Annotated in this window: 24 protein-coding genes; 5 read left to right on the top strand and 19 right to left on the bottom strand. The window is 49.6% G+C overall.

What is annotated here, in order from left to right; all coding sequences use genetic code 11:
- Window positions 1-135: 135 nt before the first annotated feature.
- From EIZ37_RS24600 to EIZ37_RS24585, 4 genes are all read right to left on the bottom strand, one after another.
- The gene (locus tag EIZ37_RS24600; RefSeq protein WP_205683885.1) at window positions 136-810 is read right to left on the bottom strand and encodes a hypothetical protein; all 675 of its coding nucleotides are present in this window, start codon (window positions 808-810) and stop codon (window positions 136-138) included.
- Between the two features lie 357 nt (window positions 811-1167).
- A complete protein-coding gene (locus tag EIZ37_RS24595) occupies window positions 1168-2412 on the bottom strand; it encodes an MFS transporter (protein ID WP_235828218.1) in 1245 nt (414 codons plus the stop codon).
- Window positions 2357-2917, bottom strand: a complete 561-nt coding sequence (locus EIZ37_RS24590; RefSeq protein WP_328591383.1) for a PadR family transcriptional regulator — start codon at window positions 2915-2917, stop codon at window positions 2357-2359. The genes EIZ37_RS24595 and EIZ37_RS24590 overlap by 56 nt, the downstream gene beginning before the upstream one ends.
- Window positions 2918-3205: 288 nt before the next feature.
- Window positions 3206-4084 carry a proline iminopeptidase-family hydrolase gene (locus tag EIZ37_RS24585; protein WP_134687403.1) on the bottom strand — a complete coding sequence of 293 codons (879 nt, stop codon included), beginning with the start codon at window positions 4082-4084 and terminating at the stop codon, window positions 3206-3208.
- 270 nt (window positions 4085-4354) lie between these two features.
- On the opposite strand from EIZ37_RS24585, the gene EIZ37_RS24580 reads away from it, so the two are divergent.
- Window positions 4355-5350 (top strand): copper amine oxidase N-terminal domain-containing protein, encoded by a 996-nt coding sequence (locus tag EIZ37_RS24580; protein ID WP_134687402.1) that lies wholly within the window; start codon window positions 4355-4357, stop codon window positions 5348-5350.
- 139 nt (window positions 5351-5489) lie between these two features.
- Here the strand turns inward: EIZ37_RS24580 and EIZ37_RS24575 are convergent, their stop codons facing one another.
- Together EIZ37_RS24575 and EIZ37_RS24570 are read right to left on the bottom strand one after the other, a co-directional pair.
- Window positions 5490-6008, bottom strand: a complete 519-nt coding sequence (locus EIZ37_RS24575) for a mismatch-specific DNA-glycosylase (RefSeq protein ID WP_134687401.1) — start codon at window positions 6006-6008, stop codon at window positions 5490-5492.
- Between the two features lie 23 nt (window positions 6009-6031).
- Window positions 6032-6964, bottom strand: a complete 933-nt coding sequence (locus EIZ37_RS24570; protein ID WP_134687400.1) for a GNAT family N-acetyltransferase — start codon at window positions 6962-6964, stop codon at window positions 6032-6034.
- A 170-nt stretch (window positions 6965-7134) separates the two neighbouring features.
- On the opposite strand from EIZ37_RS24570, the gene EIZ37_RS24565 reads away from it, so the two are divergent.
- The gene (locus tag EIZ37_RS24565) at window positions 7135-8328 is read left to right on the top strand and encodes a DUF418 domain-containing protein (RefSeq protein ID WP_134687399.1); all 1194 of its coding nucleotides are present in this window, start codon (window positions 7135-7137) and stop codon (window positions 8326-8328) included.
- A 55-nt stretch (window positions 8329-8383) separates the two neighbouring features.
- On the opposite strand, the gene EIZ37_RS24560 is transcribed toward EIZ37_RS24565, so the two are convergent.
- Both EIZ37_RS24560 and EIZ37_RS24555 read right to left on the bottom strand, forming a co-directional pair.
- A complete protein-coding gene (locus EIZ37_RS24560) occupies window positions 8384-9022 on the bottom strand; it encodes a DUF4328 domain-containing protein (protein ID WP_134687398.1) in 639 nt (212 codons plus the stop codon).
- Between the two features lie 27 nt (window positions 9023-9049).
- A complete protein-coding gene (locus EIZ37_RS24555) occupies window positions 9050-9808 on the bottom strand; it encodes a hypothetical protein (RefSeq protein ID WP_134687397.1) in 759 nt (252 codons plus the stop codon).
- Between the two features lie 255 nt (window positions 9809-10063).
- On the opposite strand from EIZ37_RS24555, the gene EIZ37_RS24550 reads away from it, so the two are divergent.
- On the top strand, window positions 10064-10687 hold the full coding sequence (locus EIZ37_RS24550) for an iron-containing redox enzyme family protein (RefSeq protein WP_134687396.1): 624 nt from the start codon (window positions 10064-10066) through the stop codon (window positions 10685-10687).
- Between the two features lie 199 nt (window positions 10688-10886).
- Here the strand turns inward: EIZ37_RS24550 and EIZ37_RS24545 are convergent, their stop codons facing one another.
- The 10 genes from EIZ37_RS24545 to EIZ37_RS24500 all read right to left on the bottom strand — a co-directional run bounded on the left by EIZ37_RS24545 (window position 10887) and on the right by EIZ37_RS24500 (window position 21413).
- Window positions 10887-11720, bottom strand: coding sequence for a sugar phosphate isomerase/epimerase family protein (locus EIZ37_RS24545; protein WP_134687395.1), 834 nt, complete (start codon window positions 11718-11720; stop codon window positions 10887-10889).
- 112 nt (window positions 11721-11832) lie between these two features.
- Window positions 11833-12825 carry an SIS domain-containing protein gene (locus EIZ37_RS24540; protein ID WP_134687394.1) on the bottom strand — a complete coding sequence of 331 codons (993 nt, stop codon included), beginning with the start codon at window positions 12823-12825 and terminating at the stop codon, window positions 11833-11835.
- A 365-nt stretch (window positions 12826-13190) separates the two neighbouring features.
- A complete protein-coding gene (locus tag EIZ37_RS24535) occupies window positions 13191-14018 on the bottom strand; it encodes a carbohydrate ABC transporter permease (protein WP_134687393.1) in 828 nt (275 codons plus the stop codon).
- Window positions 14019-14027: 9 nt separating this feature from the next.
- Window positions 14028-14915: a carbohydrate ABC transporter permease gene (locus EIZ37_RS24530; protein WP_134687392.1), complete on the bottom strand. Its 888-nt coding sequence runs from the start codon at window positions 14913-14915 to the stop codon at window positions 14028-14030.
- Window positions 14916-14970: 55 nt separating this feature from the next.
- A complete protein-coding gene (locus EIZ37_RS24525; RefSeq protein WP_134687391.1) occupies window positions 14971-16290 on the bottom strand; it encodes an ABC transporter substrate-binding protein in 1320 nt (439 codons plus the stop codon).
- 90 nt (window positions 16291-16380) lie between these two features.
- The gene (locus EIZ37_RS24520; RefSeq protein ID WP_134687390.1) at window positions 16381-17202 is read right to left on the bottom strand and encodes a fructoselysine 6-kinase; all 822 of its coding nucleotides are present in this window, start codon (window positions 17200-17202) and stop codon (window positions 16381-16383) included.
- Between the two features lie 84 nt (window positions 17203-17286).
- Window positions 17287-18027, bottom strand: a complete 741-nt coding sequence (locus EIZ37_RS24515) for a GntR family transcriptional regulator (RefSeq protein WP_134687389.1) — start codon at window positions 18025-18027, stop codon at window positions 17287-17289.
- Window positions 18028-18134: 107 nt separating this feature from the next.
- On the bottom strand, window positions 18135-19091 hold the full coding sequence (locus EIZ37_RS24510) for an MBL fold metallo-hydrolase (RefSeq protein ID WP_134687388.1): 957 nt from the start codon (window positions 19089-19091) through the stop codon (window positions 18135-18137).
- Window positions 19092-19272: 181 nt separating this feature from the next.
- Window positions 19273-19626 carry an ArsR/SmtB family transcription factor gene (locus EIZ37_RS24505; RefSeq protein ID WP_134687387.1) on the bottom strand — a complete coding sequence of 118 codons (354 nt, stop codon included), beginning with the start codon at window positions 19624-19626 and terminating at the stop codon, window positions 19273-19275.
- A gap of 20 nt (window positions 19627-19646) precedes the next feature.
- The gene (locus EIZ37_RS24500; protein ID WP_268898765.1) at window positions 19647-21413 is read right to left on the bottom strand and encodes a SulP family inorganic anion transporter; all 1767 of its coding nucleotides are present in this window, start codon (window positions 21411-21413) and stop codon (window positions 19647-19649) included.
- A 300-nt stretch (window positions 21414-21713) separates the two neighbouring features.
- Here EIZ37_RS24500 and EIZ37_RS24495 point away from each other — a divergent pair, with 300 nt between their 5' ends.
- On the top strand, window positions 21714-22370 hold the full coding sequence (locus EIZ37_RS24495; protein WP_134687385.1) for a DUF2306 domain-containing protein: 657 nt from the start codon (window positions 21714-21716) through the stop codon (window positions 22368-22370).
- A gap of 128 nt (window positions 22371-22498) precedes the next feature.
- Here EIZ37_RS24495 and EIZ37_RS24490 read toward each other — a convergent pair whose 3' ends face one another.
- Window positions 22499-23482 (bottom strand): YheC/YheD family endospore coat-associated protein, encoded by a 984-nt coding sequence (locus tag EIZ37_RS24490; RefSeq protein ID WP_134687384.1) that lies wholly within the window; start codon window positions 23480-23482, stop codon window positions 22499-22501.
- A gap of 463 nt (window positions 23483-23945) precedes the next feature.
- Here EIZ37_RS24490 and EIZ37_RS24485 point away from each other — a divergent pair, with 463 nt between their 5' ends.
- Window positions 23946-25352 carry a M28 family peptidase gene (locus tag EIZ37_RS24485; protein ID WP_134687383.1) on the top strand — a complete coding sequence of 469 codons (1407 nt, stop codon included), beginning with the start codon at window positions 23946-23948 and terminating at the stop codon, window positions 25350-25352.
- Window positions 25353-25400 lie beyond the last annotated feature (48 nt).

Genomic DNA, 25400 nt, shown 5'->3' with positions numbered 1-25400 from the left:
GCAGTCCCTCAGTCATTTATGATGACTTTTGGGACACCCTCCTTGCTAGTGAGTGATCTATCCCGTTCACTCTATCGATTATCGTACCAAAATTCTGTCATTCATACAGACTTTTAGACGACACACTCTCTCTGCTTATTTATAGTAGGAGGTGGTCAATGGAACGAATAGGCTCCCGCCGTCCTTCAGTTGTGCACCAACATATAGAGATTCAAGGCCATTGATGTCTATTTCAAATGTTTTCAAACCGTCTTCCACTGTAATGCTGTCCATTTTCAGCTTCACATCTGTATCCGAATCCTGAACGAAGAAAGTTTCGATATCTTTTCCCACTGCAGCCACTTGTATGTAAAGTTTTTGGTACTTTCCTTTCGGGTAGAGCATAAACCCAGAACCACGGTTGCCTGAGGCGTTATTAAAAAAAACATCTTTATAATCTTTTCCATTATAGGTGGTTAACTGCGGATCCTTCGTCCGAAGATGACCACTAAAGCTATCCGCAATCGGGACACCCGCGATTTTCTCACCGAGAAAAATGGTATGGGACTGTTGTTGATACTCAACCGCTACACCTACCGCTTTGGATATTGCGCTCACTGGCAAATACGTGTTTCCGTTATACGAGATTGGTGCCAAAACAGCCCCCTGAGCAGATTGCGGCTGGAATGGCTTGCCATTTACCACAATTTTCATAGAGGAATCAAGATACGCTTTGATCGGCTGCAGGTTAGCCCCTGCAAGTACGCCTAGGCTTGAACTCAAAAGGAAAATAGCAACCGCTCCACTTACCATCCATTTTTTCTTCAACATCCCCATCCCTTTCTGCATTGTACTGTTAAATCTGGAAAATAGATGCTTTCATCTTATCTGATTAGCCGTTACAAGAATATAGTCTAAAAGACTGTAAAAGCGGTGGTTGTGGGTAACGTTCTATTTTGTCAGCTGAAACGGTGATTCTACCTCGTTGTTGGAGGGAAATAAAAAAGTGGTCTCCTAAGACCTGTCATCCAAGACTTAGACTGACCACTATAGGTGTTACGAATTTACACCCTTTGCTTTGCTCGCCTGTTTTTCATGTAATTTTTTCATGGCGAATCTTGCTATCGGATGAGCAATCAACAACTCAGGTTCCTATAATAGAAAAACCTTGCTCCGCATTTCGTAACTTCAACCGACCGCACTCACTTCCTTTGACAATCGCCGACGGACAAGGGCTATGAAAATGATTGCAGATACAAATACAGACCCTCCACATACTAGAAACAAGATCTGGTATCCGGTATGTTGGGAAACCCACCCCAGAATAATCGAGCCTAGCCCGATGCCAAGATCAAACGCAGTCATAAAGGAAGCGCTGGCGACTCCCCTTTTGTCAGAAGGTGCTAGCCTTAAATTGGCTGCCTGAAGAGCGGGTTGGGCGGAACCGAATCCCAGCCCATAGAGGATCGCGGAGATGATCACCCCGACTACACTTTCAGAAAAACTCAATACTACGAGTGACAATACGGTAACTGCAAGTCCTGGCACGATGACATAAGCCTCACCGATCCGATCGGAGAGCTTGCCTGCAATCGGCCTTGCCAATGTTAACGCTAAAGCATAGACAAAGAAAAACACCCCAGAATTTACCTGTATGGAAACCCCGAACAACGGCAAAAAAGTTGTGATTCCGCCATAAGCGACCGCCAAGAAAAAGAGCGACACGGTCAGCGGCAATACAGATTTTTCGATGAATACGAGCTTCCCCGAGGATGACGTTGCGTGTTCAGGGATTCGGGTTGCCAAGACAAGTAAAAATGCGACAAATGACAGCCCTGTAGCGAGCCAAAACAAACTGGGAAACTCTCCTTCGTCCAACACCCATAATCCGAGCGTCGGCCCTATTGCCATCGCTACCGTCATCGCCATGCCGAACCATCCCATCCCCTCGCCACGACGTGACATCGGAATGATATCCGTGATTGATGTACTGACGGCCGTCGTCGAAAGAGCCCAGCTAGCACCGTGCAATACGCGAAGAACCAGTAAAAAAGCAATTGTAGTCACCCAATTGTACAGATACATCGAGAGGATAAAGAGCAGAAGTCCCCATATGATAAACAGCCTTCTCCCATATCGATCGAGCAATCCTCCCACTATCGGACGCAAGACTACTGCGGTCAAGGTAAACACCCCCGCAACCAGCCCGACTTGTGACTCCGTACCGCCAATGTTTTTAATAAACAGCGGCAATGTAGGCAAGAGCAAATAGAATCCCGTAAATAAGACCAGCATCCCCAGTGTCATTAGAACAAAGGACTTCGTCCATAATCGCTCCATATGATCCTCCCATGGTTTCGTTTTAACGTTTCCCTGCCTAGTCTTGCTGCGCTTGGACTCGCTCGATTTCTTCCTTGATCCAGTGAAGCTCAACTTCTCCTAGCCTCTTGCGAAAATCGAATACGCGCAGCAGCTGGACACGTTGTTTCTCCGGCTCTGGCTTTTCCGTATTGAGAAAGGACTCGAATTGCGAAACATGCTCCAAATTTTGCTCAAGGATATGTAAATATTGCTTCAGGCAAGCGAGACGCACTTCTTTTTTTACATATTGAAAATACACCATCTTAAATCGCAATGTACCTTGGGCTTCGGCATCGATAACCATATCAAATGGCTCCGCCATCAATTGTTGAAATCGATCTTGCCCAGAATGGGTAATCTCGTAAATTTTTTTTGTTCGCCCTCCTTTTGTCTCTTCTACCTCCCGCAATCTAATCCATCCTTTTTCCATCATGCGCATGAGTAGCGGATACAACGTCCCAGAACTGATCTTCCTTCCCAGCCCAACGGCGTTTTTTAGAACTTCCTGCAGCATGTAGCCGTGCTTTTCACCTGTCATCAATTCGCCCAAAACAAACAATTCGTACAATCTCCGCACCTCAAATTCAACCATGTTTTTATGTCGATTCGATATATATTATATGTCGATCCGACATAAATGTTCAATTCTTTTTCCATAAAAAAATAAACCGCTTCCTCAATAGCGGTTTATTGTCATTCAGAGAACTGAAGCCTCCAAACTTACTTTTCATTTGTTGAATCAATCGCCCACTAATCCTGCGATTGCCTAAGAAATACAAGGAGCGTCAGCCGCAGCATTCCGCTCCCTGATTATGCCCTGGTTGATCGCCCATGACATCATGTTCGATTCGGTTGGTTATATTAATTATTTATTGTCAACCTTCCTCAAAAAGCCCCTGACTACCTTAATAAATTCATCGGTTTCTTCCAAGTAGCTTACATGGGAGCTATTTTCAAAGACATGAAATTCAGAATCCGCCACGAGAGAGTGATAATATCGGGTCGACTCTGGTGACGCTTCATCATGTCTGCCACATACGAAGAGAGACGGTATATTGATTTTATGAAGCTGTGGCGTGCAATCGTATGTTTTGAGATTTCCCGTCGGACAAAATTCGGAAGGTCCCCACATGGTCATATAGACATTCTTATTTCCTTTGGGACGGCTTTCTGTCATGACAGATGGCAATGGATCCAGTCTGCAAACATGCCTTTTATAGTACTCTTTCATCGCCTCTTGATACTCTTTTGAATCCGTGGTTCCTTGTGCCTCATTATGCGCTATGGCCTGCTGAACATCTTCCGGTAGTTTCGCCAAAAAGTGATCCGCGTCTTCTTTCCAACGCAAAGCACTCAAGCATGGGCTTGAAAAAATGACACTTTGAACACCCGCCGGATCGCGATCGATTAAATAGGACGCTGCCAGCATCGTCCCCCACGAATGTCCCAAGATATGAACCTCTTTCAAATCAAGTGCGTCTCGCACACACGCCAACTCTTCCACAAATCGTTCCGTTCTCCACAAAGACGGATCGGTCGGTCTATCCGAATTTCCCGATCCCAGCTGATCATAAAAAATGACGGGCCTCTCGTCTCCCAAGACGTGAAGAACCGACTGGAGCGAATCATGGGTATTGCCGGGGCCACCGTGAAGCACCAGAAGCGGTGTTTTCTCCCCATCCCCTATACGATTGTACCAAACTCTGCCTCCCGGGACGTCAATGTAGCCTTCATTCCGCAACATGCAGTCTGCCTCCCCTTCTATTCTCGTATGGAAATAGGATCAATTCTGTTCTCCCTATCATACCTTACTTCCCTTTCCGCATGTTGGATTTCTAACCGGGAGCAGGCACATAAATAGGGAGGTTGCCGCAGCAGCAGCGAGCGACGATGAGCATGACTTGAGAAACAGGAGAGCCATTCCGTTCTAGGACTCTAGCAACAATCCTGAAAGATTTGCAACCTTTGCCGGGTCATTTCCGTTTAAAGCGTACAACCATAAGGAGGTAACATCATGAAAAAATTTCTACCTATGTCCCTGGCTGTAGCCCTCGCATTTTCCGTCATTCCGGCAGCTTACGCTCAGACACTAAGCGTTGATGCTGGCGTAAAAGCCTCGAACAGCGATGAAAATGCAGGCACGAAAAAGAACAAAAAAGAAACGAAAACACAGTCTGATGTGTCTCCAACTGAGGCCACAACCGAAGCTTCCACAAAGGCAAGCGTAAAGGAAGCAGTTAAGTCAAAGAAGCAATTGATCGAGCTTCGCCAGCAATTGAAGCAATCGTCAGAAATTACCGCTGATATAAAAGCTACCTATGAGGAGCTCATCAGCTCTCTCGAGGAAACCAACGAGTTAGCCCAAGCCATCGAGGTGCAAAAAGAGCTGCTTGAAAAAACGTATAAAGCAGGAGACTTGGAACCGTTCAAAAAATTAGGCAAACTGTACAGCAAGGCAAATGCGGCTGGCATCAATACCTTCGTCAACGGGAAAGAACCTGAATTTGACGTAGAACCGTTCATTCATGGCGGTCGGACACTCGTTCCCGTACGGGCGATCAGCTCATCACTGAAAGCGGATGTGAAATGGGATGCACCAACCCGCTCCGTAGTGATCACCAAAGGAGATATCTCCATCACACTCTATCTCGACAAGCAGGAAGCGCTGGTCAATGGACAGACTGTCACACTAGATATCGTTCCCGTGATTAAAAACGGACGTGTCTTTCTGCCATTGCGATTTGTCAGCGAACAGCTGAAAGCCGATGTAGATTGGCAACAGGAAGGAAAAATCGTCATCATCACGGATGAAACCGATGAGATCGATACAAAAGAAGAAACCGGCATTGAGACTGGCGATGAGAATACGGATGAAACTGTCGATGAGAATACCGATGAATCTGTCGATGAGACAAGCGAAAATGCGAACGATGAAACCAGCGTGAATGAGGAGACCACTTCTTCCACGGACAGTGATCAAACCGACTCCTCTTCGACAGAAAATAAATAATTTCATAAATGCCACAAACGTGTGCTTGAACCCGTTATGTGAAGCAAAGGCTGCCTCGTTTTTTCACAGGCAGCCTTTGCTCTCATTTGCGCTCATGTCGAATGTTGAATGGAGTCAGCGAAGGAGCAGGAGAAGGCAGCTAGGTTCCTTCTGCTCCTTTTCTTATTCTGGCAAGCTCCCGATAGATCTCCACAATCTCGTCGATCTTCATGCGGACAAGCCCGCTGGAAGAAGGCGCGACAAACTCGATCACGCCCGGAACCACCGGCGTTTCTTGCACACCCCACGGTACCCCTTTTACACCGCTGTACTCTTCGTAGACGCCTTTCCCCACAAAACAGACAATCTTCGGTCGGTACTTTTCGATTTTCGCCTTTAATCGCTCCCGCCCAGCTCGATACTCCTCCTTGGTAATCTCCGCCGCATTTCGCGTGGGCCGCTCCACGATGTTGGTAAAGCCGAGTCCTAGGGCAAGCAGATCCTGATCCTCGGTCGTATGATAAAGCCGCGGTGTGATCCCCGCCTGGTCGAGGATTTTCCAAAAACGGTTATGCGGATTGGCGTAGTGATGCCCCAACTCGCCCGACTTGAGGCTGGGATTGAACCCGACAAACAGAATATCGAGGTCGTATGCAAGATGATCAGGGATTGGTTTCATGTTTCAAGCACCTGCGCGATCCGTCATAGTTTCTTTTGGTACAAGGAGACCTGAAACGCTGGACTCATCCCAACGTTTTCATAGAGTCGATTCGCCTTTGTCAAGCTGTTCGCATCAACCGAAAGAGCGACGTCCGGAGTCCCGCGCTGATGACATTCGCGAAACGTCTGTTCCAGTAAAGCCTTGGCCACTCCTTTTTTCCGCGCAGAACGCTTCACTCCAAGGAGGTCAATCCAGACATAAGGATCGGGCTGCTTGCAGAGGATGAATCCTGCCAGATCAGTCCCATCCATGGCCACATACCACAAGCTCCTGTCAAAGGACGGTGCCGTCTTCTCCTGCATCCATTCCTCAAATGGCTTCTGGAAAAAGCCGCGGGAATCTTGAAAAGCTTCGTTGTAAGCTTCATAGAGTGCCCGATCGTCGCTCCCCGCTTCATAGTTGCGAATCCGGAAGCCTTCAGGCATTTCCGTGGCTGCCGGAGGATCGGTCACCCTGATTTTCATCACACTGTACAGCCGCTTAAAGGTATAATCCCGCTGCTGCAGCAATTGATTGGCCGCAAGGTTTTCGCGTGGGACCAACTGATTGAACTCGTATTCAATCCCTCGCTTCTTGTAATCCCCCGCATACTCCCTCCCTCGTCCTTCCGCCCGCGCTACAAGGAGTTGACCTAAGCCGTGCCCCTTGTAGGAAGGATGCACAAAACCGTATGTATCCAGCCTGCCCGCCGAGATTTCCTCGACAAACGCAAACGCAGCGATCTGATTCGCCTCCGTCAGGACTACCCATGTGTTCGCATCCATAGGGAGCTTTGGCAAAATCTCTTCGATTTCAAGGGCGAATTCGCTGGTCCCAAAATCGTCCATATCACAGGCGGCAATCAGTTGCTTCAGATCTGTACAGTCGGCTATCGCAGCCGGCCTCAGCCAAAACGTGTCCAACACTCGTTCCATGTTCCCCTCACCCCATCCTCATTTCCCATTGTTTGACAATTAGCTCCATCCTATCACCGCTTGCTGCCGCTATCAATAGCGGATGGAAAGAGGCCCGAGTACCTTTTTTTCTTCCCTTATGGTAAGGTTTGGGAGTCAGTACCCCAGACACAAGGAAAGGAAATGGACGCATGCGAGCGGCACCTGTTACTGCTACCGAACGAATCGTTACCCTGGACATCCTACGCGGCTTTGCGCTTTTCGGCATTTTTTTGGTCAATATGCCTACCTATCTTGCACCTGAATTTGCCCGACAAATGTACGGGCTGCCCGAGCGCCTTGCCCCGCTAGACGAGATCGTACGGCTATTTTTCGATATGTTTGTACAGACCAAATTTTATACGATGTTTTCGTTTTTATTCGGGCTCGGCTTTTATATCTTCATGACTCGCGCCGAGCAGAGAGGCATGAATGTCAGCAGGCTCTTTTCCCGTCGTCTCATCGGCCTGCTCCTCTTCGGACTGCTCCATCTGATCTTCCTGTGGTACGGCGATATTTTGCATGCATACGCGATCATGGGCTTTCTCCTGCTCTTGTTTTACAAGCGAAGCAACGCAGCGGTGCTCGGCTGGGCCATTGGTCTGACCGTCTGCTACGCCTTTTTGCTCGGCACGCAGCTGCTGGTACCCGCTCCGCTTTTGCTTGAGGAGCAGGCTATTGGACAGCAAAAGCTGGCGGAAGCTCTATGGGTGTACCAGCATGCACCCTATGGGCAGTGGCTCTCCTATCGATGGCAGGAGGAGGTCCCTTACATCGTGGGAAATGTGCCCGCCATGATCGTGGTCTTGCTTCCACTGTTTCTCGTGGGGTTATACACGGCAAGACGCGGCATTCTCCATGAACCTGCAAAGCATCGAAAGCTGCTGACACGGGTCATGTGGATGACGCTGTTGGCCAGTGTGCCACTGCTCACATTCATCGGGCTGCTGCAGATGGAGGTGCTGTCCTATGGTCCCTATCAGGATACCATCCGGCAGCTGTTTGTTACGGCCAGCGGTCTGACCCTCTGCTTCTTTTACATTGCGTCCTTGACGCTGCTCGCGCAAAAACCTGCCTGGCAGAAGCGGCTGCGCCCTCTTGGCTCTGTCGGGCAGATGGCATTGACCAATTACTTAATGCAGACGATTCTGTCTCTGCTGATCATTGAAGCTTTCGATCTGTACAATCGGATTGGGCTTGCGGCTGGCTTCCTGCTTTGCCTGTTCATTTTTGCCCTGCAAGTGCTCCTTAGTTCTTGGTGGTTGAAAAGGTTTCGATTTGGGCCGTTTGAATGGTTGTGGCGAACGATGACGTACGGATATGTGCAGCCGCTCAAGCGGGAATAGAGGAGGAAACAAAAAAGCGCTAAGCCTCTCTTTTCGCAGGCTTAGCGTTTTTGCTTCATTGCGGCTCTTGCAGCTCTGCAGCCTCGACTTGTTGCGATAGCTGGAGGGCTTTCTCCTCATTCGCAGCGACGATGCCTTTGCTAATCAGGACAACCATGCGAATGTACATCATATTCAGAAAGATATCCACTCCGAAGGCTACGATTTCCAAAATCGCCAGCCGTTCATCGCTTCTGAAGATGATCCGATTGAGGATATTCTGCACAAAAATCGGAAAGTAGTAATAAGGAATCATCGACTTTAGCTTCCAGCCTTGGCTCCGCAATTCCTTGCTTTCCCGCGCGATGAGGAAATGAGCCATGTCGCGATAGATGGTCCACAGCCCAACCAGATTGTAAATCGGAATCAAAATGCGGGCCAGCGCGCCCCAGGGCGTGACCGGATAGCTGTCCGATATTTGTTTGAAATCGCGATGCACGCGGAAAATCCAGATAAAGAACAGCGCAAACGTTACGATCAACAAGAAAATACTGAGAATGCTGATCCCGATTTCCACGGTTTCCACGTAATCCAGAAACCATTCCGGATCGATCGCATAGGCAAGACTGCATAAGGCGAGTAAGAATGAAAGCACAATGCCAACGCATAAAAAAATAAATAAAAATTTACCGATTCCAATCGATTTTGCAGTCATTGACTTCTCCTTTATTTGGATGTTTTGCTACGGCAGCGTCTCCAGAAAGGCCAACGCTTCGTCCAGCGAGGCGACAGGCACGAGCTTGACTCGCAGCTGATGCTCCTTCACATATTGCTCCGCTTCTTCCTGATTGCTCATCCCTTCACCTGGATAATCTTCTTTGTCCTCCGGTATAAAAAAATAATCGATATCGCTTCTTTCGGCCGTCTCCACCTTATCACGCACGGCCGCGATCGAGCCGACTGATCCGTCCTGTTCGATGGTCCCCGTTCCGGCGATGCGATATTGCCCTGCTTGCGAGAAGTCGATATTTCGCTCCTCCTCCACCAATCCGATGGCAACCATCAGGCCAAAGGAGCTTCCCTGATACTTGGCTGCCTTCTCCTCAATTTCCTCAAACTTGGCTTCGAAGGCATCCGCCTCTTCCGCAGCATAGCCAGATACCTCCAAGGCATTTGCGATTCCCCATTGCTGGATGGCACTCCCGACTTCCTCCTCGATTTCTTCTTCTCTGATGGCTTCCTCCTGACTGACTGGCTGGAAATGCACATCGACCTCAGCCAATCTGCCCCAGACCAGCAATTTTTCCAGGTAATTTTTGGTTGTCCCGCCATATACGTAGGTTACATGAACATGACCTTGAATCCCCAGCTCCGTTACCTCCACGATCTCGCCCGGTGCTGAAAACTCCTCGTAATGCGGAAACATGAGAAAGGCTGTCAGGAATAACGGGATCCCCAGCAAAAAAAGGACAATGCGTTTTTCTTTCTTGGTTAAATCCATAGCCCCACTTGGCATTCACTCGCCCTTCACACATTTCTTTCTCAGGAAGAAAAATTCAATAACCATTATATACCACAATCGTCATATTTTTATATTTTTTCCAACCATTCAAAAATTTCCGGGCCACGTTTCCCAAAAACCTTCCCGCTTTGTTTCCCAGCTTTTTCATAAGAGGCTCCTCATGACGGTGGGATCGGTGGCTTGGTACAGTAAATCTGACGAAACCAACCACATTGAAAAAAGAGGTGTATCTGTGTGAGCATCGCAACCTTGGAGACATTACGCGAATACATTGAAAAACAGCGCGGGGATATGCTGGAACGCAATTCATTTTACGATCGTTTGCCTGCCATGAAGACACCGCAGGATTTTGGGTGGTGCAACAGCCTGTATCATCTATCCAAAGAATTTGCCAATCTCCTCAAGCTGCGCTATGAGCATTTTCAGGATGTTCCCCATGAGGTGTTCATCTCCCACTACGAGGAAGAGAAGGATCATGCGGAAATGCTCCGCAAGTGGATGCTCGACAACGGCTTGGATGATCCGGAAAATCATATGCCTACTCCCGAAACTGATGCCTTTATTTCCTTGCAATATCGGGCAAGTGTTGGCTTTGACCAAAACTTCTCCCTGATCTCCATCAACAGCGTCGGAGAAGGGACGGCCTTTGATTTTTATTACCAGGTCCATCGCCATTTGCAAAAGCAAACAGGCTTCGCTGCCACCGAATATTGGGCGGTGCATTGCGAAGCGGATGAAGAGCACAGCAATGTATTCCATTTGCTTTCCGAGATGACACCGGAAGATATCGAGAAGGCCAGATACTATGCGGAGTACACTTTTACGGTCGTCAATGAGATGATCGAGAGCTGGCGGTAGGAAAAGCTTCCACTGAAGCCTTTTCGAAGTGGAGTCGAGTCCTTCTTTAGCGGAAGCTTTCCATGCTGGATCAGGAAGCTTGGTCGGGTATGTGTATACGTTCTGATCCAGTAGTAAAAAAGAAGCTGAAGACACCCGAGGTGTGCTCAGCTTCTTTTCCATTTCAAGAGACAGGCATTCTGCAAGCTGCCTTACTCCCTTACTCCAGATAAGGCTGCAAAAAGCGTAACGACTGCTCAATCGCCCGATCCGGTTCCACCACATACTGCATGGACGTAAATTCAAGCGTCAACGCACCCTTGTAGCCATGCCGCTCCAATGTATGCATATACCGCTCCACTGGCAAAGCCCCGTCTCCCCAAGCCAGATGCCCGCCCGGATTGCCATCGATAAAATGGATGTGAATCAAATCTTCCTTGAGCTGTTCAAAGTAGGCATCCATCTCTTCCCCGAGCATGGCCAGCGGTATGGTATCGAACATCCCTTTGAGGGCAGGGGAACGGACCTCCGCAAGCATGTTCCGTAGGGTGGGAAGATCGGTCACGAGATTCGACTCGACTGTCGACAGCGGTTCCAAGGCAAGGAGAATTCCCTGTTTCTCTGCCTCCATGGCCAATTGCTGCAGAGATTCACTGGCCCGCTTCCATGCTTCCTCGCGATTTTCATTGCGATACCCCCATCCCGCCGTCACCAGCAGCATCGGCGCTCCCAGCTCGGCGCTCGCATCCAGCGATTTGCGGAAATAGTGGAGGCTTCGCTTGCGGATCTCCTCTTCTTTGGCAGCCAGATTGATCGGATACATGCATTGCTCCGGTGTAAAGCAGACGATATGCAAATCCCGATGTTCGATTTCGCGTTTGATCCGTTTGACATCCGACAGTGACAAATCCTCTACGTAAAAATGCGGGGCAGCTCCCCATAATTCGATCTTTTCGAATTGAAAACGGACCATCGCATCCAAAAAGGTTTCCAACGGATAATGCAAATAATGAAAATTCATTCCTGTGATTTGGGATCGGGAAATTTTCCGCACCTTTCATGCCCCCTCGAGGAATGTTGGCTTTTACCTTCCTGCAGAAAAAAACAAGGGGAACCTTGCTTCCCAGCTCCCCTTGCTGCTTGTTTCTTTTCTTGCGGTTGCTCGCTTAATACGCCACTTTTCCCATGTATCTTCTCGTTTCCAGCGGATGGTTGCGGGCTTTTGCCAGGGCCGTCGAATAGACACCGAGCACTTTATTCAAGACGAGCGGAGCAATATAGCCTTTTACATCATCCTCAATGCCCGTCATGTCAAACTCCTTGGCATCGATGACGATCAGATTCTTGCCATATTGCTTGGAGAAATTCAACGCTCGCTCCTCCAGCGGCCGCGTCTCATCCAGCCCAAGGAGGATGACGAACGGCACCTCTTCATCCAAAATTTCAAACGGACCATGGAAATATTCCCCCGCATGTACCGGATGCGAGTGAATCCACTGCATCTCCATCAGGATGCAGATGCCAAACATATAGGCCGCGCAGTAGTTGGAGCCGCTCGCCATCGTGTAAATGATTTTCGCATCCTTATACTGCTCGCCAAACTGTTGGGCACGGTCCGTAAAGATCTCTTTGGCTCGCGCGTACACCGTATCCAGATTGTCCAGGCTTTTTTGCATGGATTCGAAGCGGTTGTTTCCCTCTTTCAGATAGAGCAGGCCGGTAGCCAGTTGATACATGATATAGAAATCGGTGTTCTTGCCTACCGTCTCATCAAAATAGCTCGCTTTCTCATAGCGGATCACATATTCAGATGCTTTTGCAAGCGGTGAATCTTCCCCTTGGGTGAGCGAGATCGTCAAGGCTCCTTTTTTGCGTGCAAAAGCTGCGGCTTCCACTGTCTCTGGTGTTTTTCCCGAATGGGAGCATAAAATGACGAGCGACGTATCCCCCAGCGTAGCAGGATTGCGGTGTATAAATTCGTTGGCGTTATATACATCGGACGTGATCGTTTTTGCTTCCCGGTCTAACAGATATTTGCTGGGATACATCAGTGCGGATGATCCTCCGCACGCTACAAAAAACACCCGGTCGATCGTACGGTTTTCCATCGCATCCAACGCTTTTTGCACCTGTGCGTTTTCCAAGCCTTTTACCAACATATTTTATCCCCTCTCCTTTTATCTGATTGGAATACAACCGAGCCACTCTCTTTGAACGGTCCGGCTCTAATCCATGGTCCTTGCATTTGTTCCACCCCCCTTTTGGTATATACCAATTTTGACGAGGCTTTTGTGGTCGAAGCCTATTTTCTGGTTCCGCTTCATTCTCCGTCCGCAAGGATGCTGTACTGTCCGCTCCGCATCGATCCCGTGGGAAGGGCAAAAAGTAGAGGTGCTTCGTTGTGATTTCAAGTTTGCCCTTCAGATCCACGTGATCAATGCTCCGCTGGGTTGGACTTCGCAGGCGCTCCACCAGAAAACAGGCTTCTGCTCGTTACTACCCGCTGTGCTTGCTTATCTCGTCACTATCCTTTTACACTCCCCGCTGTCAACCCCCGCACAAACTGCCGCTGGAATAGGACAAATGCAATGATCATCGGGAGAGCCGCTATAGTGAGACCCGCCAACTGCACACCAAAATTCGTATTCAACTGACTCCGCAGATTCATCAACCCGACCGGAATCGTCCGCAGACTGGTATCCTCGACGAACACCATGGCAAACATGAATTCATTCCAGATCGACATCCCGGTGAGCAGAGCAGCGGAAGCCAAGATCGGCCTGCCCATGGGGAGGATGATGTGCAGGTAAATTCCCCAGGTGTTGCAGCCGTCCATGCAGGCGGATTCCTCCAGCTCGCGGGGAATGGAGAGAAAGTAAGATCTCATCAGGAAGATCGCAAAGGGGAGTTGAAAGGCGACATACGGTACGATAAGCGCCCAGTAGGTGTTGTAGAGGCCGATGGTTTGCAGAATTTTATAGAGAGAAATGAGGCTTACCTGCGGGGCCAGCATCAGACCGCTCAATATGATGAGCAGCAGCGCATCGACCCCCTTAAAACGGAAACGGCTCAGGCCATAGGCGGCCATTGATCCCAGCAGCAAAATGAGCACCACCGAAACCAGCGTGACCAGGATGCTGTTGAAAAAATACTGACCAATCCCTGCATCCCACGCAGCCAGATAGTTTTGCCACAACCATTGCTTGGGGAGCGACCATGTATCCAGGAAAAACTCGCTGTTCGACTTGAGCCCGTTCATGACCAACCACAGCAGCGGATACAGGATCCAGAGCGAATACAGGAGGAACCATACCCAGATCACCGTACGGTACACTTTGTTTTGCAGCGTCATCGGATCGATTCACCCCTCTTGGCCCGATCTGGACCATTTCATCTGGAGCAAAGACAGCGCAAACGTGATGGCGAAGATCACCGTCGCGATCGTAGAGGCGTAGCCCATTTCGTCATTGCGGAAAGCAGCCCGGTACAGCATCGTGCCAAGCACCTCCGTTGAACGCCCTGGCCCTCCGAATGTCATCACATACACCTCGTCAAATACCTTGAAAGCGCCGATCACCGTAATCATGGTGCCCACCAGAATCATTTCCTTGATTTGCGGGATGGTGATCTTAAAAAAGGTTTGGATTCGATTCGCCCCGTCGATCATGGACGATTCATACAGATCCTCCGGTATTTTGTGCATGGCGATCAGAAACAGCATCACCATATAGCCGGTGAACTGCCATTGTGATACGGCGATGACCGCAAAGATGGCGGTTTTGCTGTCCCCCAGCCATGCATGGACCCACTCATTTTGCCCGAGCATCTGCAAAGCGCCATTCACCAGACCGATATCCGGGTTGTACAGCAGCTGCCACAGCAACCCCACCACCGCGATGGAAATGACAGACGGGATAAAAAAGATCGTCCGAAACAACGACTGCCACCTGCGAATCAAGCGGTCCTCCAAGATCGCCGCGATCACCAGTCCGCCCCCCACCTGCACCACGATGGAAATCACCGCGTACAGCGAATTGTTTTTCACGGCGGTATAAAAGACCGGATCACGGAAAAGCCTGACATAATACTCCCAACCGACAAAGTCCCTTTCCACAGAAAATGCATTCCACCTGAACAAGCTGTAATATACGTTGAGGATCATGGGCAGGAATACAAACGACAGGATGAGCAGGAGCGCTGGAAGAATGTATGGCAGAGCCGATCTGGCATTTTGAAACGTTTTTTGCATCTTCTTCCCCCCTACCGGGCAGGCCCGGTGACCCGCAGCTTGCCCCGCATGCTCTTTACTGCTCGACTTCCTGCTTCACTTCCTCCGCGACCGCCTGCACTTCCTTCATGATTTCTTCAGGTGACTTGGTTCCGTCCAACAGAAGCTGGATATTGCTCAGATACACGTCGGCGACCTTGGCATGCACGTCCGTATCCAGCCATTGTGCCATACCCTCTGCCGACTTCATCACTTCGACCCCTTCCGCCACCTGCTTCAGCGCTGTATTCGGATTGGTCGCTCCATCGATCGGACTAGGCCAGCCAAGCTGCTTCACCATTTTTTCCGCATTGGCCTTGTTCGTCAAAAATTTCAGGAAAGCGATCGCTTCCTTCGGGTGCTGTGACTTCGCGGAAACGATAAAGCCATCCGGCGCCCCGGTAATGTAGTTGGGATTGCCTTTCCCATCAGGGATATCCGGCAATTCGAAGAAGTCCCATTTGCCAGGGAGGCTTTTTTCCACCGTCGGGAATTCCTCCAGCTCCAGGTAAATCATGGCCCCTTTGCCCGCGTAAAACAGCTGTGTCGCCATATCATGGGAGTTCGAGTTGACATTTTCGTTGAAATACTTGCCATCCTGCAGCGCCTTTAAATACTCCATCGCCTTGATGTAGCCCGGGTCCGTGAATTGTCCCGACTTGGGGTCATAGTCCTTGGCAAGCACCTCTGCGCTCACCATTTTCTGATTCAGCCCGGTCAAATAGTGGATGGCCGCCCAGGGGCTCTGGTTGCCGAGAATGATCGGCGTTTCTCCAGCTGCCTTCAACTTATCTAACAATTCCAAAAATTCATCCCATGTCTTCGGCTTCTCCAGCTGATGCTTCGCAAAGATGTCCTTGTTGTACACGAAGAACTTGCCGTTGAACCGCAGCGGAATCCCATACTGCTTTCCGTCGGAGGCAAATGGCTGGAGCGAAGCCGGGATGAAACTCGCCTTCCATGTCGGATCTTCCTCCAGGTAAGGCGTGAGGTCCATGGCTGCACCGGAGCGGACAAACTTCCGCGCGAATTCACCTGACCAGGAAAACGTTATATCGGGTACCGAGCCGCCCCCCATCACCACACGGAGCTTATCCTTCATCGGCTCATCCGCCACCGCTTCCATCTTGATCTTGATGGTCGGATTTTGGCTTTCAAAGTCTTTGACCACCTCTTCAAAATAAGGATAATATTCCGGCTGGGGCCATTTGTGGAGAAATTTCAGTTCGACTTGACCGTCCTTGCCGGATTCAGAGGCCGTTTCCCCGGGTGCAGAAGTGGAGCTTGCACAGCCTCCTGCGACTAATGAAAAGAGCAACGTGGCTATCAGCGCAATTTTTTTGTTCCCTTTCATCATCTACTGACCCCTCCTTTTATGATCATAAGCGAATCGGACCAACCCCTTCGTGCAACCTGCCCTTTCCCCACCCCCTCTTTCTTGTTAGCTTCAGGCGCTGTATGCAACGCCAAATCCAAACGCTCCTTCGACCAGACACGTCTGTGCGGCAAAACGAGTGCCTGCTTCCAGTGCAGATAACGGATTCTGCCCGTTCTGCAGATAATGCAGGATGAATGCGGTGAAAAACGAATCGCCGGCTCCCAGTGTATCGACAGCTTTGACCAGCTGGGGCGCCTTTTGATAATACGACTGACCGTCGTAAACCATGGCGCCTCGTGCCCCCATGGTGGCCAGCACAAGCTTGCTGCCGTAAGAAAAGCATTGCTTCAACAAGTCCTTCACGCCCTCGTCCGGCAGGTGCCCGCAGGACAGCAGGCTATAGTCGACAAGTGGACAGAGCTTTTGCAGAATCTCCTCGTTCCAGTCGCTGGAAAAATCGAAGGATACCTGGACTCCTGCTTCCCGCAGCTTGTGAATTTCCTCCTCCATGCCGCTGTAAATACTGCTGTGCGCAAGCTCGAATGTCCCGATATAGGCCAGATCCTGCGGCGCCAATACGATGGGATGCTGTTGTTGCACACCACCGTGGTTTCCGCCGACAAACACCCGGTCCCCATCCACCAGATCGACCAGCGCGTAGCCATTTTCCCCTTCATGCTGTCTGCAGCGGGACAGATCGATGTCCAGTGTCTTCAAGGTTTGCTGAATATGATCCGCTGCCTGATCGTTGCCGAATACCCCCAGATAAGCTGCTTCCACTCCCAGCTGTTTGGCATACACACTAAAATTGAGTGCGTTTCCGCCCGGATACATCATTTGTTTGTGTACGTATTTGTCTACTACGTTATCGCCAACGCCGATGACCCTCATTTCGCACATCCTTTCTCGATGAATTCAAAATGGTATATACCATTATTTTTAAAAAAAATGGAGAAGCAAAGCGTCATCCATTTTTTATCGTTTCAATCGCGGCTCCGAATAGAACTTCACAAGATCGCTTCTAGTAATCGATTTGGAAAACTCGATCTCCCGCTCGTCTTTATCCAGTGCCACCGCCTCCAGCAAAAAGCACGGGCTCTCTGTTTTGATTCGCAGCAATTTGCTTTCGGTCTCATCGGAAAAAGTAATCTGCATATACTCTCTCGCTTTGACAAGAGTAATGCCGTACTGCTCCTCCAGGATCTGGTACAAGGAGACATCATTCATCATGAAAGACTCGATCCCGCTGCAGTAGCGATAGGGGATGCAAGATTCCTCGATCGCCACCGGGATCTGGTTGGCCAAACGCAGCCGTTTGATCACGATCACGTCTTCGCCAACGGGTATTTTCAGCAAATTGGCCAGCCTCGTCCTCGCCTGATCTTTATAGACGGAAAGCAGTTGGGTGCTGGGATTCAGTCCTCTGCCTAGCATGCTTTTCGTAAAGCTGTTGAAGGTGATGAAGTTCATCTCAATCCGTTGATTGGCGATGAAGGTGCCGGCACCCACCCGCCGCTCGACGACGCCTTCTCTTTCCAAGATGGACAAGGTATGTCTGGCTGTCATTCGACTGATGCCATATTGATCGGCCAGTTCTCTTTCGGATGGCAGCTTATCCCCTGGCTTCACCTTGCCACTCTCGATGTCATCCATGATTTTGTCCTTCAGCTGCTTGTAAAACGGAACGGGATCTTTTCCCCGATTGTTTCCAGTCATGTGCGTCTTCCTCTAATTGGTATATACCGATTGATTCTCATTTTAAAATCGTCTGACTTTTTCGTCAATACAACCTCACTCAGTTTCGTTCGACAAGAAATGATATCCTACGTGCTTTTCAACTTGTATAGGCGCTGCAGATTCGCTGGGAAGTCCCCTGTAAAATACCAGCCGCGGTAGGCTTCCGGCACCTGTATGTCCTCAATCGACCGGCCTGTCTGCAAAGCTTGCTCCACCAGGGCAGTCACATCATGGAGGTAATGGCGCACCTGATGCAGTGCCTCCAGCGTGCAGACCTCCCCGTGTCCCGGCACGATGGTGTCTACTCCGAGCGCCTCGACGCGATCCAGGATTTGCAGCCACTCCTGCGGGTTGGCATACCTCATCACCGGATGATGCCCTTCCAACACCAGATCTCCCATCACCGCAATCCGTTCTTCCGGTAGGTACGCAAAAGCGTCACTCTGTGTATGTCCTCCGCCATAGCTGATTAACTCGACCTTGCGCTTGCTCCCGTGAATGGTCAGCTGCTGCTCAAACGTAACGGCAGGCAACGTCAATTCCAGTTCAGGGAGTGTCTTCATGTACGCCAGGTCGCTGCCGATTTCCCACTCCCTCTCTTTTTTCAGCTTATCATCCGTCTCCAGCTCCATTTTCTCTCTTACCTCATCAATGGCTTGGTAGATCGCTGCTGGTTCTGATAAATGCTGTTTGACTCTCTCCTTGACGACAGTAGCCATGATCTCGCGTGTCTGGGAAGTCGAAATGATCTGTGCGGTTGGGGCAAATACTTGATTGCCGAACGTATGGTCACTATGCCAATGCGTATTGAACACATAAGAAACCGGGCGTCCTGTCAGCTGTACCGCTGCCGCCTGCAAGTCCCGGCCTGCCTCAATGCTCAGAAACGTATCGACGACGAGGGTCTCATCCCCCAGATCAATAATCGCTGCATTGCTCAAAGACCCCGTGCCTCCGATCGAGATCGCTGCATATACCCCTTCCGTTACCTGTTTCAGCTTGAAATGCTTGGATTCCTTGCATGTTTCGAGTCTGCTGCCCATCTTTCTTCTCCCCCTATGTTCATGCTTTCCTCATTCCTCCATTCTAGGTGAAGAAAGATGATCGAAAAATAGTAAAACCTGATTATGGGATTTCATCTTTTTTCTTCAAACAAACAAGGCGGAAAACAAAAAATCCCCGTCGGCACAGCAAGTCTTAACCGAGCAGGGATGATCCTCTTTTCTATACTTCTTCTTCCAAATCCTTGCTGTCGCTATCTTTGAATTTATCCAGCATGGAAATGGTATCGATCAGATGGTTGTTGAAAATTTGCCGCGCTATGCTGAGCAAGTCGATAATCATCGGGTCGCGCAGCGAATACAGCACCCGATTGCCCTCTTTTGTTCCATAGACGATATTTTTCGAGCGCAGGACGCTGAGCTGTTGGGACACGGCCGAGCCTTCTGCCCCAATAATCGTTTGCAGCTCATTCACGTTTTTATCGCCTTCCGCCAGCAGCTCGAGGATCCTGATCCGCAACGGATGGGCAAGCGCCTTGAAAAAGTCCGCTTTGAACTGTTGCAATTCCAGATTCATTGATTTTCTCCTTTGCCGAATTATTGGACCAGGCTCGAATACACTCCTTGTCTGTCGGTTTCTTCTCCCTCTCTTGGCTGGCACAGCCGTGCGCATTCCTGAAAAGCAAAATGCTTGCAGCCTACGCATTCGTTTGCTTCCAACCGGGTTAATGCATAAGAAAGGGCATCGCCTGTATGCGCGAAGAAATGCTTCTCGCCAATCTCATCCGCCAAGCGTGATTTTTTCAACACTTCCATCGGCTGCGGCTGGATTCCGGAAATTAGCAGGATCCCTCCGCGCTGCTGTAAATGCCGGACAATGCTCGTGAGGTTTGACTCTCCTGTACCGTCCATGTAGGGCACTTTGCCCATGCGCAAGATCAACACCTTGGGATGCTCGTGAATGGTATCGATAATCGAGTTTGCAAACATTTGGGCAACCCCGAAGAAAAGCGGCCCCTCTACCGTATACATGCTGATTTGCGGGCAATCATGCCCTTCCCTTACCATATGCGGCCTTACCTTTTTGCTCTTGTCTGACGGATCGGGGAGCACTTTGGTCACGCGCAGGACGTCACTCATCCGCTTCACAAACAGAGCCGCTGCCAACACGAGACCTACTTCTACCGCCAGAGTCAGATCGGTAAACACCGTGAGTAAAAAGGTAATCACTAGGATGACCGAATCGCTGGTTTTCGTCTTGAGCAGATGCCAAAATTCTTTTCGTTCACTCATGTTCCACGCGACAATCATCAACACAGGCGCCATGCTGGCCAGCGGAATGAGGGAGGCATAAGGGGCAAAGAGCAGCAGCACGAGCAGCACGACAAGTCCGTGAATCACTCCGGACAGCGGGGAAGCTGCTCCGTTTTTAATATTGGTAGCAGTCCGAGCAATCGCCCCGGTCGCAGGAATTCCTCCGAACAAAGGCGTCACCATATTGGCGATCCCTTGCCCCATCAGCTCCCGATTGCTGTTGTGCCTGCTGCCGGTCATCCCGTCCGCGACTACAGCTGAGAGCAGGGATTCGATTCCCCCGAGCATCGCGATGACAAAGGCAGGCTGCAGCATCTGCACGACCCGTTCCCATGTGACAACCGGAATATGGAATGAAGGCAAGCCACTTGGGATATCGCCGAATGTAGACCCAATCGTCGCCACTTTTCCGGAAAAGAAAAGCGCGGCCACAACGCTTGATACCATCAGCCCGATCAAAGAACCTGGAATTTTCGGAAAAAATCGGGGTGTCGCGATAATCAGAACAAGTGAAATGATGGCCGTAATCACGCTGTATATGTTCAGCGCGGACATATGCAAGGCGATTTCCCCCATGTTGGAGAGAAAGTCTTCATGCTTCTCAATCCCGGTCAAACCGAAAAAATTAGCGATTTGCCCGGTGAAGATAATGACCGCGATCCCGGACGTAAATCCAATCGTGACGGGCCGCGGAATGAACTTGATGAGCGAGCCTAGCTGCAATACCCCCATTAGAAATAACATAATACCCGCCAAAAATCCAGCAAGTAACAGATTTTCGTACCCGTACACCATGACGATGCCAAGCAAGATGGGGACAAATGCCCCGGTCGGCCCTCCAATTTGGTACTTCGATCCGCCCAGCAGGGAAATGAGCATACCCGCGATAATCGTCGTATAGATGCCGTACTCAGGCTTTACCCCCGACGCAATGGCAAAAGCCATGCCCAGCGGTATCGCAATAATGCCGACAATCACACCCGACAGAAGGTCTTTTCTAAGATGCTGCATGGAATACCCCTGGAACCTTCCCCATGATAACTGACTCACTTGAATCCCTTCTTCTTTTGTTTTTGTATATTTGAATTTTTGAATATACAACTAATATACATCCGTTTTTTCATCTGTCAAAGGCTATTTGGTTCGTCTTCTGCCGGAAAAGCGAACAGGATTTTACACTCTTTTTAGAATTCCTTTAGCTTTTGTTTGGAGATGGTAAGTAAAATTTGCAAAGAAGGGGGTTTGCCAATGCGAAATGAAATCGAAAAGGCGACTATTCATTCTCCGATCTTCACGGCTTCACAAAGGTGTCAACTTGCTTGTGCCAACCGAAATGAGGTGTGAATGCAGATGCAGAAAATCTCGAAAAGCTGGTGGGTTCTCACCCTTTTGTCTCTGGGAGTCATCATTCCTTTTATGGCTCCATATTTCATGTTCGATCCTGCCCAAAGCCGCGTTCCAATCACTTCGACCACCGTGCAGTACCCGCTGTTAGTCTCGCATATCATGACGGCCTTTCTTGCTTTGATCACCGGTTTCCTTCAATTCATTGATCGGATTCGGATCAAGCATCCCCGCTTGCACCGGCTGCTCGGGAGGGTATATGTATACAGCGTGTTTATCAGCGGAACGCTCTCTCTTGCAATCGTCTACTACGCGGAAAATTATACAAAAGCAATCGCCTTTTTGGTTTTGGCTTTGTTCTGGCTGTACACCTGCTGGAAAGGATACCGCACCGCCGTCAAAAAGGAGTACGAGGAGCATCGCAAATGGATGATCCGCAGCTTTGGCTTCACATTGGTGGCGGTAAGCGGTCGACTCGTCGTGCCGGTATTGCTGCTCCTCTATTATCTGTTAAATGGCTTTTCTCTTCCTCATGGACGGGAAGCCATGATTGAGGAAGTTTTGAATGTAAACATATGGGTCGCGCTTATGCTGAATGTTGCGATCGTCGAATGGGGCATTTTGAAATCGGGGAAAAGAAGAAGCGCCCGCATTACAGATTGAGTAGGCCCCGTGCACTTCCACGATTTGCTTCACGATCGCCAGACCTAGCCCGGATGATAGAAGGAGCCCCCACATTCATGAGGGCTCCTTCTATCGTCCCAATATTCGTAGCGTTACACGGTCAATTATCACGATTTCTTGCGCAAGCGAGATAGATAATGCGCATATTCGATCGGTCTCTGATAGATAACCTGTCTATCTCGCAAATTGACCATATCATCATAGATGCTTTTTCGAGGGCTGCCATTCAGTTCGATGATCCATAGCTTCCCCGCTTCATCCAGCACAAAGTCTATGCTGACCTCCCCCAACATGCCGACTTTGGCTTCGACCAAACGAGCTGCACTGATGCTTACCCGCTGGAGTATGAGCAGTATATTTGCATGTCCCTGAGCCAGATGGGAAAGGATCGCTGCAAACTCAACCACCTCTTTACAGATACTCGTGGTAAAGCTGTTCGCATAAGCCACTCTGCTTGTGATCGCAGAGATGGCCCATTCCCCGTCGCTTCCTTTTTGCACAAGCACCCGAATGTCAAATACCCGCTGATCGATTTGACTCACTCGCAGCCCTTTCTGGACGAGGAAGGTATCGTGACCGGTCCATTTTTCGCTCAATCGCTGAAACTCTTCCTTTGTTTTGCAAATATAGGTTTTCGCCGTGCTTTGCAGTGTAATATGAATCTCTCCATTTTTCATCCATTCTACCCGGTAGACTTTTTCCCCACGGTTTCCGTAGCTAGGTTTTATATAGAGGAGCTGGTATTTCTGCAATTCCTTCACGATATCGACCTGGCCGAGCAAAAAGGTATCGGGTACATAATGTTGCAGAAATGACTCGCTTAGCATCTGATACATATGCCATTTATTAAAATTGTTAATAACATTAAAACATCGGTCTTTCCCCATATGTCTGTCCAACCGTTGCGTCAGCTTTGCCACTTTGTTGTAAGTCTGATTGTACACGGCTCGGGGAAAAGGGAATGTTCCTTTTAGCCATTGCCCGCCTTTCAAGTACAGGCCCGTAATGCGTTTTCTCTTCCAACGAATGTCCAACGGAGAAAAGGCAAACAATCTTACGCGTGCGTCATAGCTTTTTTGATAACGCTCCAAGACACTTTTTCTACTGGCCCTTTTTCCTACCAAAATGCCTATGAATGGACTTCGTTGCAAATGGATCAACTCCCCCCAGCCTGTATACGCTCTCGTATTATCGTATGCGAATGGACAAAATTGGCATGGGGATATACCGTCATCATGTGAAAATGAGCATATATCGTACTAGCAACGCATCGGTCAATAGGCTTGTCCATCTCGTAAAAGCTACTTGGGAGCGATCAATCACGGCTTGGTCTATGAAAACGGGCAGGATTTACCAAGAGCGCCCGTGCCCGCGATTGCCCACTATCCGCCATGATTCCCCCCATACACCTGCAGCACGACAAGAACTGTCCCACAGATTGGCAGTATTCGTAAAATCAACTCGTTATTTGACTGATTTTTCTGACTTATATATTCTTTTTGTTTATATGATAATGGACATGTATTGAAAATTTTCCCTTTGAAGGAGGCATTTATGGCGCTTAAAAAACACGCGATTCCACTATGCTTGGTCGCAGCGTTGGCATTGGGAACCACCACCTCCGCGTTTGCGGCAAAACAGGAAGATCCTACTCCGATTGACCAAATCCTGACCAAAGCAATCAAGGTGGACAATATTTACAATGACATCAAGTACCTCTCCAAGAAACCGCGCGTATCGGGTACAAAAGAGGAAGATAAAGCGGTCAAATACATCGAGAAGAAATTTGAAAGCTTCGGCTTGAAAACAGAAGTGCAGCCCTTTGAATTTGAGAAGTATTTCGGCGCTTCGGAAGTTTCCTTTACCGTCGGCGAGGAAGAGATTCCTTCCAACGCTTTGGACTACACGGCAAACGGCAATGTAACGGCAGAGCTGGTGTATGTCGGCCTGGGAAAAGCTGAAGATCTGGAAGGTGTCGACCTGACCGGCAAGATCGCGCTCATCCAGCGCGGCGATATTACCTTTGCCGAAAAACTGGCCAATGCCGTTGAAAAGGGCGCAGAAGCTGCCGTAATCTTCAATCGCCAAGGCGCTGGTGACGATGATGCTCCGTTTGGCGGAACACTTGGTGGCGCAGAGAATGGCGTCGCGCCCATCATCGGAATCTCTTACAATGCCGGCATGGATCTGGTCGAGCAGCTGGAAGCCGGAGAATCCGTCACGGCCACGGTCCATGTGGATGGCTCGGAAGTAAGAACGGTCACCTCTCATAACGTGATCGCGACAAAGCCCGCAAAATCTGATGCTCCGGAAACTGACCAAATCGTGATCATCGGCGCCCACCATGACTCTGTCGAAGGAGCGCCTGGTGCGAATGATGATGCTTCCGGTACGGCTACCACCCTTGAACTGGCCCGCGTAATGGCGAAAATGCCAACTGACACTGAGATTCGCTTCATCACATTCGGTGCTGAGGAAGACGGACTTGTCGGTTCCTATGAATATGTCGATTCTCTTTCCGAAGACGAACAAAAGAGCATCGTGGCGATGTTCCAGCTGGACATGGTTGGTTCGCGTGATGCCGGCGATTTAATCATGTACACCGTCGATGGCAATCCGAACAACGTGACGAAGTATGGCGGTGATGCTGCCGAGCGTCTCGATTACGACGTGCCTTATGGCCAGGAAAGCCGCAGCGACCACGTCCCGTTCTATGAGGCCGGCATTCCTGCAGCCCTCTTCATCCACAGTCCGTCGGAGCCTTGGTACCATTCTCCGGAGGATACCATCGACAAGATCTCCAAGGAGAAGCTGAAGCAAGTCGCCAGCATCGTGGGCGCTGCCGCTTACAACATCGCTGAGCCAAACACTCCCGCCCTGCCGATGAAGGCGAAGGTGAAGGCAAAATCCAAAAAGAACGTGGAAATTCATCGCTTGCATGTAGACAAACCTACGAAATAAATGCTGGTAATCGAGTAGGAGGGGGCGGCTAGCCCCCGACCTCTCACA

This window comes from Brevibacillus migulae, from assembly GCF_004521915.1.
Classification (GTDB): domain Bacteria; phylum Bacillota; class Bacilli; order Brevibacillales; family Brevibacillaceae; genus Brevibacillus_F; species Brevibacillus_F migulae.
Note: the sequence above shows the minus strand (reverse complement) of the source record. Positions and strands in the feature narration are given on the sequence as shown.

What these genes read in the sequence shown, in the direction of transcription:
- EIZ37_RS24600 (WP_205683885.1), bottom strand. Translation starts at nt 810, where the DNA reads ATGTTGAAGAAAAAATGGATGGTAAGTGGAGCGGTTGCTATTTTCCTT.
- EIZ37_RS24585 (WP_134687403.1), bottom strand. Translation starts at nt 4,084, where the DNA reads ATGTTGCGGAATGAAGGCTACATTGACGTCCCGGGAGGCAGAGTTTGG.
- EIZ37_RS24580 (WP_134687402.1), top strand. Translation starts at nt 4,355, where the DNA reads ATGAAAAAATTTCTACCTATGTCCCTGGCTGTAGCCCTCGCATTTTCC.
- EIZ37_RS24575 (WP_134687401.1), bottom strand. Translation starts at nt 6,008, where the DNA reads ATGAAACCAATCCCTGATCATCTTGCATACGACCTCGATATTCTGTTT.
- EIZ37_RS24570 (WP_134687400.1), bottom strand. Translation starts at nt 6,964, where the DNA reads ATGGAACGAGTGTTGGACACGTTTTGGCTGAGGCCGGCTGCGATAGCC.
- EIZ37_RS24565 (WP_134687399.1), top strand. Translation starts at nt 7,135, where the DNA reads ATGCGAGCGGCACCTGTTACTGCTACCGAACGAATCGTTACCCTGGAC.
- EIZ37_RS24560 (WP_134687398.1), bottom strand. Translation starts at nt 9,022, where the DNA reads ATGACTGCAAAATCGATTGGAATCGGTAAATTTTTATTTATTTTTTTA.
- EIZ37_RS24555 (WP_134687397.1), bottom strand. Translation starts at nt 9,808, where the DNA reads ATGGATTTAACCAAGAAAGAAAAACGCATTGTCCTTTTTTTGCTGGGG.
- EIZ37_RS24540 (WP_134687394.1), bottom strand. Translation starts at nt 12,825, where the DNA reads ATGTTGGTAAAAGGCTTGGAAAACGCACAGGTGCAAAAAGCGTTGGAT.
- EIZ37_RS24535 (WP_134687393.1), bottom strand. Translation starts at nt 14,018, where the DNA reads ATGACGCTGCAAAACAAAGTGTACCGTACGGTGATCTGGGTATGGTTC.
- EIZ37_RS24530 (WP_134687392.1), bottom strand. Translation starts at nt 14,915, where the DNA reads ATGCAAAAAACGTTTCAAAATGCCAGATCGGCTCTGCCATACATTCTT.
- EIZ37_RS24525 (WP_134687391.1), bottom strand. Translation starts at nt 16,290, where the DNA reads ATGATGAAAGGGAACAAAAAAATTGCGCTGATAGCCACGTTGCTCTTT.
- EIZ37_RS24520 (WP_134687390.1), bottom strand. Translation starts at nt 17,202, where the DNA reads ATGAGGGTCATCGGCGTTGGCGATAACGTAGTAGACAAATACGTACAC.
- EIZ37_RS24515 (WP_134687389.1), bottom strand. Translation starts at nt 18,027, where the DNA reads ATGACTGGAAACAATCGGGGAAAAGATCCCGTTCCGTTTTACAAGCAG.
- EIZ37_RS24510 (WP_134687388.1), bottom strand. Translation starts at nt 19,091, where the DNA reads ATGGGCAGCAGACTCGAAACATGCAAGGAATCCAAGCATTTCAAGCTG.
- EIZ37_RS24505 (WP_134687387.1), bottom strand. Translation starts at nt 19,626, where the DNA reads ATGAATCTGGAATTGCAACAGTTCAAAGCGGACTTTTTCAAGGCGCTT.
- EIZ37_RS24495 (WP_134687385.1), top strand. Translation starts at nt 21,714, where the DNA reads ATGCAGAAAATCTCGAAAAGCTGGTGGGTTCTCACCCTTTTGTCTCTG.
- EIZ37_RS24485 (WP_134687383.1), top strand. Translation starts at nt 23,946, where the DNA reads ATGGCGCTTAAAAAACACGCGATTCCACTATGCTTGGTCGCAGCGTTG.